At 71.3% G+C, this 18,761-nt stretch carries 9 protein-coding genes; 6 read left to right on the top strand and 3 right to left on the bottom strand.

The annotated features are described in order from the left end of the window. The first annotated feature begins 58 nt into the window (after nucleotides 1-58). The 3 genes from recC to recD are packed head-to-tail and all read left to right on the top strand — an operon-like array spanning nucleotide 59 to nucleotide 8,831. Nucleotides 59-3,442: an exodeoxyribonuclease V subunit gamma gene (gene recC / locus ACFQU4_RS25130; protein WP_377497252.1), complete on the top strand. Its 3,384-nt coding sequence runs from the start codon at nucleotides 59-61 to the stop codon at nucleotides 3,440-3,442. After that, nucleotides 3,439-6,876 (top strand): UvrD-helicase domain-containing protein, encoded by a 3,438-nt coding sequence (locus ACFQU4_RS25125; protein ID WP_377497250.1) that lies wholly within the window; start codon nucleotides 3,439-3,441, stop codon nucleotides 6,874-6,876. Before recC ends, ACFQU4_RS25125 begins: the two co-directional genes overlap by 4 nt. Beyond that, nucleotides 6,873-8,831, top strand: a complete 1,959-nt coding sequence (gene recD / locus ACFQU4_RS25120; protein ID WP_377497248.1) for an exodeoxyribonuclease V subunit alpha — start codon at nucleotides 6,873-6,875, stop codon at nucleotides 8,829-8,831. Before ACFQU4_RS25125 ends, recD begins: the two co-directional genes overlap by 4 nt. A gap of 132 nt (nucleotides 8,832-8,963) precedes the next feature. On the opposite strand, the gene nudC is transcribed toward recD, so the two are convergent. Then, complete coding sequence (gene nudC, locus ACFQU4_RS25115) at nucleotides 8,964-9,824, bottom strand: NAD(+) diphosphatase (RefSeq protein WP_377497245.1); 861 nt, start codon at nucleotides 9,822-9,824, stop codon at nucleotides 8,964-8,966. A 114-nt stretch (nucleotides 9,825-9,938) separates the two neighbouring features. Between nudC and ACFQU4_RS25110 the strand changes: the two genes are divergently transcribed. Beyond that, the gene (locus ACFQU4_RS25110) at nucleotides 9,939-10,733 is read left to right on the top strand and encodes a class I SAM-dependent methyltransferase (protein WP_377497243.1); all 795 of its coding nucleotides are present in this window, start codon (nucleotides 9,939-9,941) and stop codon (nucleotides 10,731-10,733) included. Here ACFQU4_RS25110 and ACFQU4_RS25105 read toward each other — a convergent pair. Together ACFQU4_RS25105 and ACFQU4_RS25100 are read right to left on the bottom strand one after the other, a co-directional pair. After that, nucleotides 10,730-11,764 (bottom strand): serpin family protein, encoded by a 1,035-nt coding sequence (locus tag ACFQU4_RS25105; protein ID WP_377497241.1) that lies wholly within the window; start codon nucleotides 11,762-11,764, stop codon nucleotides 10,730-10,732. The two genes, ACFQU4_RS25110 and ACFQU4_RS25105, sit on opposite strands and share 4 nt — an antisense overlap. Then, nucleotides 11,761-13,839, bottom strand: a complete 2,079-nt coding sequence (locus tag ACFQU4_RS25100) for a hypothetical protein (protein ID WP_377497238.1) — start codon at nucleotides 13,837-13,839, stop codon at nucleotides 11,761-11,763. Before ACFQU4_RS25100 ends, ACFQU4_RS25105 begins: the two co-directional genes overlap by 4 nt. A gap of 111 nt (nucleotides 13,840-13,950) precedes the next feature. Here ACFQU4_RS25100 and ACFQU4_RS25095 point away from each other — a divergent pair, with 111 nt between their 5' ends. Next, nucleotides 13,951-16,905 carry an ATP-binding protein gene (locus ACFQU4_RS25095; RefSeq protein WP_377497236.1) on the top strand — a complete coding sequence of 985 codons (2,955 nt, stop codon included), beginning with the start codon at nucleotides 13,951-13,953 and terminating at the stop codon, nucleotides 16,903-16,905. Next, nucleotides 16,905-18,761, top strand: coding sequence for a hypothetical protein (locus tag ACFQU4_RS25090; RefSeq protein WP_377497234.1), 1,857 nt, complete (start codon nucleotides 16,905-16,907; stop codon nucleotides 18,759-18,761). The genes ACFQU4_RS25095 and ACFQU4_RS25090 overlap by 1 nt, the downstream gene beginning before the upstream one ends.

Raw genomic sequence — 18,761 nt, 5'->3', positions numbered from 1 at the left:
CGAGATTGCGGCGGCCGTCCACCTGGCTGTCGGAGACGGGCCCTAGGGTGGCCTGATCATGAGCCTGCATCTCCATCGCGCGGAACGCTCCGACCGGTTGGTCGCGGCGCTCGGTGACGTGCTCGGGCAGCCGTTGGCCGATCCGTTCGCCACCGAGATCGTCTGTGTGCCGACGCACGGCGTGGAGCGGTGGTTGTCGCAGCAGCTCTCGCACCGGCTGGGTACGGCGGCGGGCGGCACCGACGGGGTCTGCGCCGGCGTGGAGTTCCCCTCCCCACACCGGCTCGCGGCCCGGGCCACCGCCGCGGTCACCGGCATCGACCCCGGCGCCGATCCGTGGCAACCGCACCGAGCCGTGTGGCCACTGCTGGCCGAGATCGACGCCGCCCGGACCGAGCCGTGGGCAGCGCCGCTGTGGGCGTTCCTCGGACCCGACCGATCCGCTCCCGCCGAGACGCCGGACGAGGATCCGCGCGGCGGGCGGCGGTGGTCGATCGCGCAGCACCTGGCCGAGTTGTACGGGGCGTACGCGAGCAGCCGGCCGGGCATGGTGCTGGACTGGCTGGCCGGCCGTGACGCCGGGCCGGACGGTGCCCCGCTCGGCGCGGACCGGATTTGGCAGGCGGAGCTGTGGCGGCGGTTGCGGCGCCGGATCGAGCTGCCCAGTCCGGCCGAACGGATCGGCCCGGTCTGCGAACGGCTGGCCGAGGAGCCGGGACTGAGCGACCTGCCGGAGCGCCTGTCGGTGTTCGGGCCGACCCGGGTGCTGCCCGATCACCTCCGGCTGCTGACCACGCTGGCACGGCACCGCGACGTCTACTTCTGGCTGACCCAGCCCTCCCCTGTGCTCTGGGACCGGATCGCCGCGACGGCCGCCGAGGCCGAGGGTTCGCTGGTCGGGCCGCGGGCCGCGGACCGTACCGTCGACCTGCCCCGGCACCGGCTGCTGGCGTACCTCGGCCGGGACAGCCGCGAGCTTCAGCTCACCCTGCTCGACGAGTTGGCGTCGACCGAGGTGACCCACGTGCACCACCCGGCGCCCGACCGCGACGGCCCGGCGACGCTGCTCCGGCTGCTCCAGGACGACCTGGCCGGCGACCGCGAGCCGGCCGCGCCGACCGAGGATCGGCGGCTCGCCGAGACCGACGAGAGCATCCGGCTGCACGCCTGCCACGGCCCGGACCGGCAGGTCGAAGTGCTGCGCGAGGTGCTGCTCGGCCTGCTCGCCGACGACCCGACGCTGGAGCCGCGGGACGTGATCGTCATGTGCCCCGACATCGAGACCTTCGCACCGCTGATCTCGGCCGGGTTCGGGCTGGCGGACGCGGCGCCGGACCAGGCCCATCCGGGACACCAGCTGCGGGTCCGGCTGGCCGACCGCTCGCTGCGCCAGCTGAATCCGCTGCTGAACACGCTGTCCACGCTGTTCGACCTGGCCACCTCCCGGGTCGAGGCCGCGGCCGTACTCGATCTGATCTCGACCGAGCCGGTGGCCCGGAAGTTCTCCTTCTCCGACGACGACCTGGCCCGGATCGCCGATCTGGTCGAACGGGCCGGGGTGCGCTGGGGGCTGGACGCGCCGCACCGGGCGGCGTTCGCGATGTCCGGGTTCGGCCAGAACACCTGGGCGGCCGGGCTGGACCGGCTGCTGCTCGGCATCGCGATGGACGAGTCCGGCCACCACTACCTCGGTACGGCGCTGCCGCTGGACGACATCGACTCCTCCGACGTCGACCTGGTCGGCCGGCTCACCGAATGCGTCGAGCGGATCCGCAAGGCGGTCACCGACTTCGGTCGGCCATGGCCGCTGCCGGAGTGGATCCGGCTGGCCCGGGAGGCGGTGCAGGCGCTCACCGCGGTCGGCCGAGCGGATTCCTGGCAGCTGAGCCACGCATACGCCGAGCTGGCCCGGATCGGCGAGTCGGTCGATCCGGCGACGGCCGCCGAGACGCTGCTCCGGCCGGCCGAGATCCGGGCCCTGTTCGCCGACTCGTTCCGGGGCCGGCCGAGCCGGGCCAACTTCCGGACCGGGACCTTGACCATGTGCACGATGACGCCGATGCGTTCCGTGCCGCACCGGGTGGTGGTGCTGCTCGGGGTCGACGACGGGGTGTTCCCGCGGCATTCCTCGATCGACGGCGACGACGTCGTCGCGGCGCAGCCGTGGATCGGCGACCGGGATCCGCGGACCGAGGACCGGCAGCTGTTGCTGGACGCGATCCTCTCGGCCGAGGAGCGGCTGGTCGTGATCTACTCCGGCGCCGATCCGCGGACCGGCGCCGACAAGCCGCCGGCGGTCCCGATCGGCGAGCTGCTGGACACCCTGGACCGGACCGCGACTCCGGCCGCCGGGCACAGCTCGGTCCGTTCCATGATCACGACCCGCCATCCGTTGCAGCCGTTCGATCCGGACAACTTCGCCACCGTTGATCATGGTCGGCCGTTCAGCTTCGATCGGCAGGGGCTGCGCGGTGCCCGGGCGGCGATCGGTCCGCGCCAACAGCCGTCCTCGCCGTACGCGATCGGCGAGCTGCCGCCGCGACCGGTGGACGACGTGATCGACCTGTCCGACCTGTCCCGGTTCTTCGCCCATCCGGTCCGGGCATTGCTGCGGATGCGGGCCGGACTGTTCCTGTACGAGGACGACGAGCGGCCCGACGACCAGATCCCGATCCAGCTGGACGGGCTGGAGTCCTGGTCGGTCGGCGACCGGATGCTGCGACTGCTGCTGCAGGGTGCCGACCTTGATCAACTCACGGCGGCGGAGTGGCGGCGCGGGACGCTGCCGCCGCAGCGGTTCGGCAGTGCGGCGCTGGGTCCGGTGGTCGACCAGGTCCGGGAGCTGGCGGCCGGTGCCGAGCCGTATCTGACCGGGCCGGCCCGCGGCATCGACATCACCGCGGAGGCCGGCGGCGCGGTGATCACCGGGACCCTGCCCGGGATCCGCGAGAACGGACCGGTGTCGGTCAGCTACTCGCGGCTCGGGCCGAAGCATCGGTTGGCCTCCTGGATCGACCTGCTCGCACTCACCGTGACCGAACCCGACCAGTCCTGGCGTGCGGTGACGATCGGCCGGCGTGGGCGTTCGGTGCTCGGGCCGGTGCCGGCCAAGATCGCCGGGCTGCTGCTCGGCGACCTGGTCGACCTCTACCGGACCGGGCTGCAGGGGCCGCTGCCGCTGCCGCCGAAGGCTTCCTGCGAGTACGCGCGGCTCAGCCTGGCCGGGCGCCCGATCGCGCCGCTGCTGAGCAAGATCGGCCAGCTCTGGGCCGAGGATCTGGACCCGTCGTACGAGCAGGTGATCGGCCCGACCCTGGAGGACCTGATGGCGGAGCAGGCCCGGCCCGAGGAACGGCGCGGCGACATCGAGGAGCAGAGCCGGTTCGGCGCACTGGCCCGTCGGGTCTGGCAACCGCTGCTGCGCGGGGAGGAACTCCGGTGATCACCGAGACCCCACCCTCGCCGGCGGCCGAGTCCGTACCGTTCGATCTGACCGGTCCGCTGCCGACCGGGACCACCGTGCTCGAGGCCAGCGCCGGCACCGGGAAGACGTACACGATCGCCGCGCTGGCCGCCCGCTACCTCGCCGACGGCCTGGTCGAGCTGGACCAGCTGATGCTGGTCACGTTCGGCCGGATGGCCACCAACGAGTTGCGGGACCGGGTCCGGGAGCGGCTGGTGCAGGTCGAGCAGCGGCTGACCGCGGTACTGGCCGGCGGAGCACCGGACGACGGCGATCCGGTCGAGCGCCTGATCTGCACCGGGACCGAGGCGGAACTGCGGGCCCGGCACACCCGGATCGCCCGGGCCAGGGCGGACTTCGACGCCGCGACGATCGCCACCACGCACGAGTTCTGCCTGCGGATGTTGGACGGGCTCGGCGTGATCGGTGACCGCGAACCAGACGCGATCTTCGTCGAGCACCTGACCGACCTGGTCCGGCAGGTGACCGGTGACAGCTACCTGCGCCGGTACGCGGGCGGCACGAAGATCGCGCCGCTGCCGCCGGACCAGGCGCTGCGGTTGGCCGAGACCGTGGTCAACGCACCGCACGCCGGCCTGGTCCCGGAACGGGCCGTCGGCCTGCCGGAGGACGCCTCGGCGGAACAGGTCGACTTCGCCCACGAGGTGCGGACCGAGGTGGCCCGGCGGAAGGGTCTCGGGCGGCTGTTCAGTTACGACGACATGTTGACCCGGCTGCACCGCTCGCTGACCGACTCCGAGCAGGGCGAGGCCGCCTGCGCCCGGCTCCGGCAGCGCTACCGGGTGGTGCTGATCGACGAGTTCCAGGACACCGACCCGATCCAGTGGGACATCGTCCGGACCGCGTTCCACGGCCACGCGACCTTGATCATGATCGGCGACCCTAAGCAGGCGATCTACGCGTTCCGCGGCGCCGACGTGTTCAGTTATCTGGACGCGGTCGGGGTGGCCGACCGGATCGCGACGCTGGACGTCAACCGGCGCAGCGACGCGGCCCTGGTCGACGCGCTGCAGTCGGTGTTCGGCGGCGCGGCCCTCGGCGACCCGCGGATCGTGGTCCGGTCGGTCCGGGCCCACCACACCGAGCGCCGGCTGCTGCCGGGTGACGCCGAGGCCCCGTCGGCGCCGGTCCGGCTACGGGTGCTGGAGCACGATCCGGAGGCGACCCGGATGCCGATGGTGCGGTCGGTGCGCCCGATGATCACCCGGGACCTGGTCGCCGACGTCACCCGGCTGTTGGCTTCCGGGGTACGGCTCCGCGAGCTGGACCCGACCCGCGGCCAGGCCGACGACCGGCCGGTCGGACCGGGCGACGTCGCGGTCCTGGTCCGCCGGAACCGGCAGGGCGAGGAGATCCGGGACGCGCTCACCGAGGCCGGCGTGCCGGCGGTGGTGCTCGGCGCGACCAGCGTGTTCGGCTCGCCGATGGCGCACGAGTGGCTGACGCTGCTGCGGGCGCTGGAGCAGCCGCGGCAGGCCCGGGTCCGGCAGGCGGCGCTGACCTGCTTCGTCGGCCGTACCGTCGACGATCTGGTCCGGGCCGACGACGTCGCGCTGACCGAACTGTCCCAGCAGCTGCGCTGGTGGAGCCGGACGCTGGAGCGGCGCGGCGTGGCCGCCCTGCTCGAGACGATGATCACCGACACCGCGGTCGGGGCCCGGCTGCTCGGCCGGACCGACGGCGAGCGCCAGCTGACCGACCTGCGCCACATCGGCCAGACCTTGCACGCGGCGATGGTGTCCGGCCGGCTCGGCGTCAGCGCGCTGGTCGAATATCTGGTGGAGCGGATCGCCGACGCGCAGCGCGACGGGACCGAGGGCACCCGCCGGCTGGAGAGCGACTCGAAGGCCGTCCAGATCCTCACGGTGCACCGCAGCAAGGGCCTGGAGTTCCCGATCGTCTACCTGCCGGAGGCCTGGGATCGGCACGTCGGCGACGACGAGGGCCAGGTCCTGCAACTGCACCAGCCGTCGAAGCCGGCGGACGGTTCCGGCCGGCTCCGCGCGGTGCTGGACGTGGGCGGGCTGACCGGGCCCGGCCGGTCCGAGCGGTTGGCGCAGGCCCGGCGGGAGGACGGCGGCGACGACCTGCGGCTGTTCTATGTCGCGGCGACCCGGGCCAAGTGTCAGCTGATCACCTGGTGGGCGCCGACCCGCAACACGGCGCCGTCGGCCCTGCAGCGGCTGCTCTACGGGCCCCGGATCGAGGGCGCCGAGCCGGAATCCGCGTATCCGGTGTCCGGCGACCCGACCACGCTCTCCCACCTCGGGCCGGGTGTCGCGATCGAGGTGGTCGAGCCCCGCGACGCGCTGCCGCCACCGGCCCGGCCGGAGCCGCCGGAGCGGCTGACGGTGCGGTCGTTCGACCGTTCGCTGGACCTGCTCTGGCGCCGGACCTCGTACTCGGGGCTGACGGCGGCCGCGCACGGCCTGCCCGGCGACGCCGCCGGGGTCGGCAGCGAGGCCGAACCGGCCAAGGAGGACGACGAGACCACGACCGCGCTGCCGGTCGGCGACGGCCCGGACACCGCGGAACCACACGCCGTGGCCGCGGACCTGGACCGGCCGTCGCCGATGAGCGGGCTGCCGAGCGGCGCCGACTTCGGCACCGTCGTGCACGCGATCTACGAGGACGTCGACCCGGCCGCGGACGACCTGGCCGCCGAACTGCGCCGGGCCACGACAGATCAGCTGAGCCGCATCCCGGCCGGGACGATGACGGCCGACGGCCTGGTCGAGGCCCTGTTGCCGACCTATCACACGCCGCTCGGTCCGCTGGCCGGCAACCGGACCCTCGGCGAGTTCGGCGCCGCCGACCGGCTGGCCGAGCTGGACTTCGAATTCCCGCTCGCCGGCGGCGACCGCCCGACCGGCGAGCTGATGCTGCCGGAGCTGGCCGGGCTGCTGCGGCTGCACCTGCCGGCCGACGATCCGCTGGTCGACTACCCGCGGCATCTCGAACTACCCGAGCTGGCCGGCGAGTCGCTGCGCGGCTACCTGGTCGGCAGCATCGACGCGGTGCTGCGGGCCGGTGAGCCCGGCGATCCCCGCTATCTGGTGGTCGACTACAAAACCAACTGGATCGGCGAGCCGACCGACGAACTGCCGCTGCGCCGGTACCGGCCCCGGTCGCTGGCCCGGGCCATGATCGGCGCGCACTACCCGCTGCAGGCGCTGCTCTACTCGGTCGCGCTGCACCGCTACCTGCGCTGGCGGCAGCCCGGCTACTCCCCCGATGATCATCTCGGCGGCGTGCTCTACCTGTTCCTGCGCGGGATGGCCGGCCCGGACACCCCGGAGATCGACGGGGTCCGCTGCGGCGTGTTCAGCTGGCGGCCGCCGTCGGCCATGATCATCGAACTGTCCGACCTGCTCGATCGGGGGCGACCATGAGCGTTCCGGCCGCGACCGAGCCGACGATGATCATGGACCCGGCGGACCCCAGCCTGGTCACCGGCGCGTCCGGGCTGCTGCAGACGTTCAACGAGGCCGGGGTGCTCGGACCGGCCGACGTGCATGCGGCCACGGCGATCGCCCGGCTGGCAGGCGAGGCCGACGACCGGGTGCGGCTGGCGCTCGCCCTGACGGTACGTGCGGTCCGCGCCGGGTCGGTCTGCATCGATCTGGCCGAGGTGCACACGACCTCGTTCGACACCTCCGAGGTACGGATCGACGTGGCCGGCCTGCCCTGGCCGGAGCCCGCGGCCTGGCTCGACGCCGTCCGGGCCAGCCCGATGGTCGCCGACGGCCATGATCACGAAGGCGGCCGGCCGCTCCGGCTCGCCCACGGCCTGCTCTACCTCGAGCGCTACTGGCTGCAGGAGGAAGAGGTCCGGACCGAGTGGCTCAGCCGCGAGGAACGGACCCAGCCGGAGCTCGACCGGGACCGGCTGACCGGCGCCCTGGACCGGCTGTTCACCGGCGCGGGACTGCCGGCCGGCGAGCCGGACCAGCAGCGGCGGGCCGCCGCGGTCGCGGCGCAGCGCTGGGTCAGCGTGATCGCCGGCGGTCCGGGCACCGGCAAGACCACGACCGTGGCCCGGGTGCTGGCCCTGCTGCTGGACCAGCCGGGACTCGACCACCGGCCCGGCCGAGGCCTGCGGATCGCGTTGGCGGCGCCGACCGGCAAGGCCGCGGCCCGGCTCGAGGAGGCGGTCCGGGAGGCGACCGACCGGCTGCCGGAAGCGGACCGGACCCGGCTCGGCGAGCTGAGCGCCTCCACCCTGCATCGACTGCTCGGTTGGCTGCCCGGGTCCCGGGGCCGGTTCCGCTACCACCGCGGCAACCACCTGCCGTACGACGTGATCGTCGTCGACGAGACCTCGATGGTGTCGCTGACCCTGATGGCACGGCTACTGGAGGCGGTCCGGCCGGACGCGCGGCTGGTCTTCGTCGGCGATCCGGACCAGCTGTCGTCGGTCGAGGCCGGTGCGGTGCTCGCCGACATCGCGACCGCGCCCGGGCCGGACGACACCGCGCTCGCCGACGGGCTGGCGGCGCTCGGCCTGGCCGGTGAGCCGGCGCCGCCGCACGGCGTGGTCCGGCTCAGCCACACCTGGCGGTACGGCGGCGCGATCGAGACCCTGGCCCGCGCGATCCGGGAGTCCGACGCTGACGCCGCGATCGACGTGCTGCGGTCCGGCGCCGACGACGTGATCTTCGTCGAGAGCGACCTGGACCGGGCCGACCCGGCCGGGCTCGAACCGCTCCGCGAGCGGGTCCTGACCGCCGGCCGGACCAGCCACGACGCCGCGGCCGCCGGCGATGTCGAGGGAGCGTTGCGCGGTCTTGATCAACATCGGCTGCTCTGCGCCCATCGGCAGGGGCCGTTCGGCGTCGCCCGCTGGGGCGCCGAGGCCGAGCACTGGCTGATCGAGGCGTACGGATCGTGGGCGGTCCCGGCCGCGCCCGGCAGCCCGGTGTCCGGCCGGGACCGTACCGCCGAGTGGTATCCGGGCCGGCCGTTGTTGATCACCGCGAACGACTACGAACTCGGGCTCTACAACGGCGACACCGGGGTCGTGGTCGCGACCGAGCACGGGCCGCGGGCCGCGTTCGCCCGCGGTGCGGAGCCGACCGTCGTGTCACCGGTCCGGCTGGATGCCGTCCAGACCGTGCACGCGATGACCGTGCACCGCGCCCAGGGCAGTCAGTTCGGTTGCGTCTCGTTCATCGTGCCGCCCCCGGACTCTCCCCTGCTGACCCGGGAGCTGCTCTACACGGCGGTCACCCGCGCCACCGACCGGGTCCAGGTGTTCGGCACCGTCGACGCAATCCGCCGCGCCGTGCTGCACCCCGCCAACCGAGCCAGCGGCCTGCGCCCGAGGCTTCGGCGCAGCGAACCCTGAGCCCGTGCACGGAAGGCCGGCGCAGCCAACCGTGAGCCCGCGCACGGGAGCCGCCGCACGGTCGACCGTCGGGCGCGCGCTGTCACCGGCGTCGACCCGAACCGAGCTACGGCACCGATCCGGTCAGCAACGTCAGGGCAGCTCGTCGTCGCGCCAGGCCTGGACCATCCGGGACGCGATCGAACTGCGCCCAGGCAGCGCGATCTCGCCGGCCTCGAGCTTGGCGGTGAGTTCGTCGCGGGTGAACCAGTCCGCGTACCCGATCTCCTCGCCGTCGATGCTGATCTCCGCGCCGATCGCCCGGGCGGAGAAGCCGAGCATCAGCGAACGCGGCATCGGCCACGGCTGGCTGCCGAAGTAGCTGACGTCGGTGAGCTGGACGTCGACCTCCTCGGCCATCTCCCGGTGTACGGCCTGCTCGAGCGACTCGCCCGCCTCGACGAAGCCGGCGAACACCGAGATCCGGTTACCCCACTTGGAATTGCCGCCGAGCAGCAGCCGGTCGTCGGGGTCCCGGATCGCGACGATTACGGCGGGATCGGTGCGCGGGAAGTGCTCCTGTTCGCAGACCGGGCAGAAGCGCGCGAAGCCGCCGTTGATCACCTGCGTCGCACGGCCGCAGCGCGGGCAGTGCGGCTCGCTGCGGTGCCAGTTGATCATGGCGGCGGCGGTCGCGGCGACGTCACGCTCGTTGTCGGTGAGCTGGTGGGCGACCTCGCGGAAGTCGTGCACGTCTCCCTCGGTCAGCGCCTCCACCGCGAAGATCGGCGCGTCGTCGAGGAGCCCGAGCAGCCGGTGCCGCTGCGGGTCGTACTCGACGAACGGCTTGACCAGCCGGAGCTTGCTGCCGCCGGCGTTCGTGGTGAACCGGCTCTGATCGTCCAGCTTGAGCAGCTTGGCCTCGGGCGACCGCCACAGGTGCGCCACCCATTCAGTGGATCGCCGATGCTCTTCGACCCGGTCGAGGTCGCTGGCCGTCGCCCAATTGATCACGTCTCCAGCCTAAGGGAATCCGAACCCGCGCCGCTCGGCACCGACGGCGACCGAATCCATGATCAAGTCTGCGGTATGAGACACTTAATCTCTCGATATGGACGGAGGATTGCGTTGAGTACGTACACGCACGGACATCACGAGTCGGTGCTGCGGTCGCATCGCTGGCGTACCGCGGAGAACTCGGCCGGCCACCTGCTGCCCCACTTGCGCGCCGACCAGCGGCTGCTCGACGTCGGCGCCGGCCCCGGAACGATCACGGTCGACCTGGCCGGGCGGGTCGCCGAGGTCACCGCGACCGAGGTCGGCGAGGCCGAGCTGGCGCTGTCCCGCGAGCTGGCCGCGGAGCGCGGCGCGACCAACGTCGTCTTCTCGGTGCAGGACGTGCACGCGCTCGAACTGCCCGACGACGCGTTCGACGTCAGCCACGCGCACCAGGTGCTGCAGCACGTCGCCGACCCGGTGCAGGCGCTGCGCGAACTGCGCCGGGTGACCCGGCCGGGCGGGTTGATCGCGGTGCGGGACAGCGACTACCGCGCGTTCGCCTGGTGGCCGTTGCTGCCCGAGCTGGACGAGTGGCTGGAGCTCTACCAGGCGGCCGCACGGGCCAACGGCGGCGAGCCGGACGCCGGTCGCCGCCTGCTCGGTTGGGCCCAGCAGGCCGGCCTCACCGACGTCACCGCGACCTCGTCAACCTGGTGCTTCAGCACGCCCGAGGACCGGGCCTGGTGGGGCGGCATGTGGGCGGACCGGATCCTGCAGTCGGCCCTGGCCCGCCAGCTGGTTGACACCGGACTGGCCACCACCGACCAGCTGGCCCGCATCTCCGCGGCCTGGCACGCCTGGGCCGACAGCGAGGACGGCTGGTTCTCCATCCTGCACGGCGAGATCATCGCCCGGGTGTCCTAGGGAGCGGTGATCCGGGCCAGGAACAGAACGGCCCCGCTCGGCCGGTCCCGGATGATCGCCAGGAACGGGCGGTCGACGTGCACCGGAATCGGCGGCGCGGCGGCCATTCCGGCCCGCGCGATCATCGCCGTCGCCGCCGCACCTTCGGCGCCCTCCTCGTCGACGGTGAGGACGGCCCGGTGGATGACCTCGCTGATCTTGATCCGCACGTCGCTGAGGCCCGACAGGTCGGCGTCGTCGGTGAACAAGGTCCGGAGTCCGAGGCGGCGAAGCGGCGGGGCCAGCAGCGCGCTGCCGCTCGCGTCGAAGCGGGGCAGCCTCAGGTCAACCTGTTCCGGCCGGACCGAGCCGTACAACGCCTTCAGGTCCGCGGCGCTCGGCGCGGTCAGCTCATCGTCCGGCAGCAGCACGTCCAGCACCAGGTCGCCCGGGCTGTGGCCGGAGTCGGCGCGGCTGACGTACGTGACGAGCTGCCAGCCGGCCGCCGCCCCGTACTCGAGCCGGCCGCGGTGCGTCATCGTGGGCACGTCCCGCGTGCCGGCCGGCGTGTGGAACGGCAGCGGCCGGGTGTCCGACCGCTCGAACGGCCGCAGCCACCGCAACCGGAGATGGAGGGCGTTCACCAGCACCGCCAGGGTTCCGCCGTCAACGGTGCCCGGCCCGAGCAGATCCTGGATCAGCCCGGCCGTCGTCTTCTCGACGTCGGCGTTGATCGCAACCCGGGCGCCCTCGGGGTCGCCGGCGAAGTCGGCCAGGTGCAGCGCGGCGGCGTCGTAGGACGGCTTGATCGGGACGTTCGTGTCGGCCCAGACGGTGTTCGCGACCCGTACGCCCTCGGGGAAGGCCACGCCGCCCGGAGCGTCGTCGAGGACCGCGGCCAGTTCGTCTCGGGTCCGTCCCGCTGCTCCGGCCAGGGCCAGCCGCAGTGCCTCGGTGACCGAGTACGGGGACCAGGCGAGGTTGCCGCTGTCGGCGGCCGCGATCAGCGCGTGCAACCCGGTGACGAACCCCAGGCCCACCGGGCCGGTCATCGCTGCACGTCCCCGGTCCGGCCGCGTTCTTCCCGGACCGGCTCCGGCTCCGGGTCCGCCAGGAGATCGTCGGCCTCGAAGTCGTCCAGGGTGAACCCGCCGGTGCGTTCCGCGGTCAGCGCCGGCTGCTCCTGCGCCGCGCCGTCCAGCGGATGCTCGGCCGGTTCGGCGACCTCCGCGAGGGGCTCCATGCTGACGCCGGGCAGCGTCACGATCGCCGGGTCGAACTCGACCGGCACCAGGTTGGGCTGCTGCTGGCCACGCTGCGGCTCGACCAGCAGCATCGCGTGCTCGGGAAGGTTCTGCAGCACGTTCGGCTCGACCACGTACTCCTGCACGCGTTGATTGGACTTGGCCTCGCTCCAGTTGGTGCCCTCGGCGAAGGAGCGGGTGGCCGACCAGTTGCGCGACGACGACCAGTTGCGGCCCTCGTTGGTGTTCTCGCTCTTCGAGTACCCCCTGGAGGAGTTGTGCGACTCGTCCGGCGCGAAGAGTTCGGCCTTGCGGTTGGTACCGCTACCCCAGTTGCGGTTCCAGCCGACCGAGGTGCCGACGTTGACGCCCATCGTCTCGCTGTGACCCCAGGTGTCGCCGGTGGTCCGGGTCTCGTTGGACCCGACCGTCGCGGTGATCTGGCTGATCACGAACTTGTGCTCGCGGCCGATGTGGTCGGCCGCCCGGCCGGCCTCGGCCGCGTTGCCGAGCCGCATGAATCCGGCGATGCCGCGACCGATGAAGTTCTCCGCCTCGCCGCGCAGGTTGCGGAACATCAGCGTGATCCGGATGCCGCGCCGCTCGCAGGCGTCGGAGAGCCGCTCCAGGTGCCGAAGCTTGATCGCGTCGGCGCCGACGATGATCACCTCCGGCTCGCTCGTGTACGGGTTCGCCGTGATCCGGTGGGTCAGCCACTGCACGAGCAGGTCGGTCAGGAAGTCCGCGGTCGCGTTGTTGCCCTCGCTGGCCAGCGCCATGCAGGTCAGGTAGCCGAGGTCCCGCGGCTCCACCTCCGCGCCGAGCCGCTGCAACGGCTGCAGGTACGACTCGAGGCGCTGCAGCCGCTCCGCCGACTGGCGGCGGTACTCGGCCGGGAACACCTCGTCGGCGATCCGGTTCCGCTCCCGGGCCGACAGCACGCCGTCGTCGTCCGGGTGGTCCATCATGGCCCGCAGTCCGGCCGCCAGCCGGGCCGGCGTCACCGAGTCGCCGAGCTCCTTGGCGAGCCCCGTCAGCAGCCGGTGGTCCATCGTCCGCTCCGCCCGGGCGGTCCCCTCCTCGTCGCCGTACATCGACTCGATCAGCGCGTCGATCAACTGGCCCGAGGTCAGCTCGGTCAACAGGGTCGTCGTGGCCAGATCCTTCGGCAGCAGCTGTGCGTCGATCGGGACCCGCGCCGCCTCCGCGGCCCGGACGAGTTCCTCGCTGACCACCTCGCGGGACAGGTCGAGCAGGATCACCGGGTGCCGGGCCAGCGCCGACGTCCCGTACACGGTGAGAAAGGCCTGCCAGGACCAGATGTTGCCGCCGAAGATGTCCAGCCGCCTGGTCTCCGGCGGCGTCGCGATCGCGCCCCATTCGGGCAGCCGGTCGACCCGCTCCCGCTCGCCGACATCCCAGTCCAGCTGGCGATCCAGCCAGTCCGTGCGACGCTGTACGTCCTGGTCGGCGGCCTCCTCGCTGAGCTTGGCCGCCGTCCGGACCAGCCGGCCGCGCCCGGTCCAGCCGAAGATCACGGTCCCCAGCGCGAGGACGATCGTGACGATGATGCCGCCGATGAAGAACCGGAAGAAGTCCCCGCCCGGCACGAACAGCGCGTTGTAGAGCCCGAGCCCCAGCGAGATCAGCGTGCCGACCCAGAACAGGATCGCGGCCAGGTTGCGCCGGCTCTGGAACCGGCTGGCCGCGGCCTGCGAGACGTTTCGGATCCAGGACGGCAGCGGCGTCTGCTCCGGCTCCGCTTCGGAGAAGGGCCGGACGAAACCGAGCCGGTCCCGGAACTGCCAGCCCAGCCGCTCGCCCGGCTCGAACAGCCGCGAGCGCGCTTCGAGATCACGGTTGCTCGAGTTCGCAGAGGTCATGGGCGGGACTCCGGATGCCGGGTCAGGGACTATGGATTCTCAAATTATCAGTCTCCGGGACCCGTCGGGGAGCTCGATCCGCAGCCGCGGCGCGGGCTATCGTGCGTGATCATGACGAGCGGGAGTCGGCGGTCGATGGCGGACGGCCTGGACGGTCTGGCCGGTTGTGTCCTGTCCGAACTCCCCCGGCTGCCCACCTCGACGGACTCCGGCGGGGCCGATGCGCGGCCGACCGATCGGCAGCGCCGGCTCGCTGCCCTGGTCTCCGCCTTTCACGCCGACTCGGGTCCGGTGGTGCTGTGCTGGCACCGCGCAACGGCATCCGGTCCGGTGGAGGTACGGATCGCCGGGGCCGGCCTGGTCTCGGCGACGGCGCAGGATGCAGAGTCGGCGCTGCTGAGCCTGCCGGCCGGTGGCCGGGGTCGGCTGGAACAGCCCGGAGAACTCGCCGCGACCTTGCGCGGAGTTCCCTCCTGGGCGGCGATCTCGGTGGTCAGCGATTCGCTGCTGGTCGAGGACCGGCCCGAGCCCGCCGCGCCGGAGCCGCTGCGCCCGACCTTGGAGGACTGCCTGCTCGGGGTCTGGCACGGGCCGTTCAGCTGGGTCCTGATCGCCGAACCGGTCGCCGACGACGACCTCGACGAGGCGGTCGCGGCGGTCGGCAACGAGAAGCGTCGCGCCGCGGCCCGCGGTGAGTCGTCCCCGGACTACGCGGTCCTGACCTCGCGGCTCGAGGCCCGGCATCGCGAGCTGTCCCAGGCGGCGACCACCGGCCTGTGGCGGATCGGCTTCGCGGCGGGTGGCGAGACTCCCGAGGCCGCACGCCGGATCGCGGCGCTGGTCTGTGCGTCGGCCGACACCGCCCAGCTTCCGTACGCCCTGCGGCCGGGCCGCACCGCCTCCGCCTTCGACGAGGCGCTGATGGCGGACGACGATCCGACCGGCGGGTACGTCAGCACCCAGCTGCTGGCGGCGATCGCGACGCCGCCGTCGGTCGAGCTGCCCGGCGTACGGTTCCGGCTCCGGCCGGAGTTCGACGTGACGCCGGAACCCCTGATCGGAGCCGAGACCGCAGGCCCCGGTCTACCACTGGGCACCGTGCTGGACCGGAACCGGCTGCCGGCCGGGCCGCTCGCCGTACCAAGGTCGAGCCTGAACCGGCACACCTTCGTCTGCGGCGCGACCGGCGCCGGGAAGTCGCAGACGATCCGCGGCATGCTGGAGAACGCCGCCGTCGCCGGCCTGCCCTGGCTGGTGGTCGAACCGGCCAAGGCCGAGTACCGGCTGATGGCCGCCCGGCTGGCCGGCACCGGACACCGAGTGATCGCGATCCGGCCCGGTGACCCCGACGCCGTACCCGCCGGCCTCAATCCGCTCGAGCCCGGCGTCGACGCCGAAGGCCGCCGCTATCCGCTGCAGACCCACCTGGACCTGGTCCGCGCCCTGTTCCTGGCCGCCTTCGAGGCGGACGAGCCGTTCCCGCAGGTCCTGTCGGCCGCGCTGACCCGGTGCTACGAGGAAGCCGGCTGGGACCTCGCGCTCGGCGAGCCGGCCGAAGCCGGCACCGATCCGGCCTATCCGACGCTGGCCGATCTGCAGCGGACGGCGATGGCCGTGGTGGAGGACATCGGGTACGGCCGCGAGATCACCGACAACGTCCGCGGCTTCATCTCGGTCCGGCTGGCCAGCCTGCGACTCGGCACCACCGGCCGGTTCCTCGAGGGCGGCCATCCCCTGGACCTGGACGCTCTGCTCCGGTCCAACGTCGTGTTCGAGATCGAGGACGTCGGCGACGACCGCGACAAGGCGTTCCTGATGGGCACGGTGTTGATCAGGCTCGTCGAGCACCTGCGCCTGCTCCAGAAACATGATCAACTACGGCTGACCGGGCTGCGCCACCTGAGCGTCTTCGAGGAGGCGCACCGCCTGCTCCGCAACGCCACCGAGGGTCCGGCCGCCCACGCCGTCGAGATGTTCGCCGACCTGCTCGCCGAGATCCGCGCGTACGGCGAAGGCTTGATCATCGCCGAGCAGATCCCGTCCAAGCTGCTCCCCGACGTGATCAAGAACACCGCGATCAAGATCGTCCACCGGCTGCCCGCCCAGGACGACCGCGACGCCGTCGGCGCCACCATGAACATCACCGACGCCCAATCCGACTACCTGGTCACCCTCACCCCCGGCCAAGCCGCCGTCTTCACCGACGGCATGGACTATCCCCTGCTCGCCGCCATGCCCGACGGCACGACCCGCGAGCGGACCGAGGCGGTCCCGGACGGCCCTGCTGATCTTGTCGGTCGCCGCAGCTCGACCTGCGGCACCGATTGCCAAGACACCATCCCATGCACCCTGCGCCAGATCCGTACCGCCGAGCGGCTCCTCGACACAGCCCCCTTGATCACCATCTGGGCCGAACTGGCCGTCGTCGCCCACCTGACGGGTTGGGCCACGCCGGTGCCGGAGGAACGGTTCCGTACCCAATTGATCATGATGGACGCACGCGCCCGCGACTGTGCCCTTTCGCACGCAGTTGATCAAGCCATTGGAGCGCGGGCGACGGTCTTGCCCGTGGGAAGTTCCGGTTTTGCCGACGAGGTCGCGGCCCTCCTGCGATCCATGGTCGCGGAAGGCGCCGACGCGGCCAGCACCGTGCTCGACGTCACCCGGGTCGCTCGTCCGTACCGCTGGCACGCAGTGCGAGACGAACTGGTCGTCCTCGCCAGAGAGATGTTTGCGGACTGGGAAGTCCGGATCGCCAAATGGGAGCGGACCATCGACGAACCGATCCCCGGGGCTACGCCCGACGAGAAGCTGCAGCACGCGACCGAGCGTGCCGACCGGGAACTCAACCTGCGCGACGAGAACGCGTACCCGATCGCTTTCGGCCATGATGCCGAACCTCGACTCTTCGCAGCCGTCGGAGCCGATCCCTATGATCACCATTGGGACTCGCGCCTCGGCGAGATCCTGAAGGACTTCGTTGACTGCAGTTGGCCCGCCGAGCACTTCGCCGAAGCCACTCGGGCCGACCGAGCGAGCGCTACCGGAACGAAGGCGGGTACGTGATGGATCTCGACAAGAACAGTGCGGGCGACGAGTCGGCCCGATCGGCCGACGATCCGGCAGCGGTGAGCGCAGACTCCTCAGGCGTGAAGATCGAGGAGCGTCCGCGGCGCTCGGTCGTCACCGACGCCAAGGGCCGCACCGGCGCCGAGATCCGCTTCGAACTGAGCAAACGCCTCGAAGAGGTCAGTGAACAATCCGCCGTTGACTCGGAATCGGAGGCCGACGATCCGAAGGCACTCGACCCCAGCGCCGGCACCAAGGACACCTCTGGTCGGCCACGACCCGAAAGCGACCGCGGGACCGACGAACCGGGCCCACACGAGACCGACGATCCCGAGACCCAGGAAGCACGCAACAGCCCGTCGGATGCCAGTGGCAGTCCGCAGTCTGCGACCGTGACCGAGATCGCGGACCGCACCGGCACCGAAAGCCGTTCCCAAGATCACGAACGGGTCGAGGATGCCGACAACCAATCTCCTTCTACATCCATCGACTCCGGCACCGACCGCGAGCACAGCGCAGCGGACCGTGCCGACGTTGCGAAAAGCCTCGCCACATCAGCCGAACCACGCACGCCTGACGCCGTCGATACACCTCGTCCTGATCAGAATCACACGGATCAGAACGTCAGCACGGAAGCGGAAGGTGGCCCGTCGGCCGATGACACCCTGACCGTCTCCGCAGATGCGCGACACGGTCGCATGACGACAGCTGCGGACGCGGAACCGCGTATCGAAGATCCGATTCCGACAGAAATGGGTCAGCCTCGGATGCCGCTCCAGGAAGAAGCGGCGGAGCGCGGAAATCAGGAGACCAGCGAGACCACCACTCCAGAATTACTGGACGTTAACACATCCAGGGAACGCGCCAACCATGACCACGTAGTCGGCGATCTCGGTGCAACGACGGACTATGATGCCGATGCTTCGCCAACCGTGAACGAACGGTATCTCGTCCGCGATACAGAGCGAACAATCCCCTTGTTCGATGGGCCGCCCCAACGCGAACAAAGCAACCAAGGGACTGTCGGAGACTGTGGGATCGTAGCCACCCTAGGAGCCATCGCAGGACATCGTCCTGACGCAATCACGAACTGCATCAGGCAGACCGGCGATGGGTCCTTTGAGATCACACTTCACAACGTAGATCGCGCCACTCAAGTCGACCCAGTTGTACGACCGAACGGCGACACCACCACCTATCACCTCAACGACAAACTCCCCGTCCGGACGGACGAATCGGCCCGTCCACTCGCCGGGATCCAAGCTGACCGTTCAGGCTGGGCTGCGATTCTCGAAAAGGTCGTAGCCGCTCAGGACCAGACGTGGAGTCAGGCCGAACGTTCTGGCTGGCAGTCTGAATGGGTCCATTACCTCAAGGGCGACATCGATGCCGACAGGAACGATCTTCAGCTGCCACCATCACCTGACGCATCACCGACTGGTTACGACAGACTCAACCTCGGGTCAACCGTGTCGGAACGCACGAACCTGCTTGCCGAGATCACCGGCGAAGCAGCAGAAACACGACGCATACCCGACGAACAAGCAGGAGCACAGGCGCTCCTCGATGAGCTCCGATCGAAGCTCAGCGAAGGAAAACCGATCGTCCTGGGATCCCGTGAACAACGTGGTAACGAAATCGCACCATATCCACCGGACGTCTTCTCGTTTAGTCACGTATACGAGGTAATCGACGTAACCACCGATAAGATTCAGTTGCGCAATCCTTGGGGTGTCGACGAATTCGGCAGATCGTCGAATCCTCCCCCGTTGGATGCCGATTCCTTCTGGGAGTTGTTTCGCAGATACGAGTCCGACGGAAGTCGCGTCGGCTACTATTCAACACTGGAATGA

It is taken from the genome of Microlunatus sp. GCM10028923, from assembly GCF_042666975.1.
Taxonomy (GTDB): Bacteria; Actinomycetota; Actinomycetes; order Propionibacteriales; family Propionibacteriaceae; genus Microlunatus.
This window is presented reverse-complemented; position numbering and strand designations above follow the sequence as displayed.

What these genes read in the sequence shown, in the direction of transcription:
- recC (WP_377497252.1), top strand. Translation starts at nt 59, where the DNA reads ATGAGCCTGCATCTCCATCGCGCGGAACGCTCCGACCGGTTGGTCGCG.
- recD (WP_377497248.1), top strand. Translation starts at nt 6,873, where the DNA reads ATGAGCGTTCCGGCCGCGACCGAGCCGACGATGATCATGGACCCGGCG.
- ACFQU4_RS25105 (WP_377497241.1), bottom strand. Translation starts at nt 11,764, where the DNA reads ATGACCGGCCCGGTGGGCCTGGGGTTCGTCACCGGGTTGCACGCGCTG.
- ACFQU4_RS25100 (WP_377497238.1), bottom strand. Translation starts at nt 13,839, where the DNA reads ATGACCTCTGCGAACTCGAGCAACCGTGATCTCGAAGCGCGCTCGCGG.
- ACFQU4_RS25095 (WP_377497236.1), top strand. Translation starts at nt 13,951, where the DNA reads ATGACGAGCGGGAGTCGGCGGTCGATGGCGGACGGCCTGGACGGTCTG.
- ACFQU4_RS25090 (WP_377497234.1), top strand. Translation starts at nt 16,905, where the DNA reads ATGGATCTCGACAAGAACAGTGCGGGCGACGAGTCGGCCCGATCGGCC.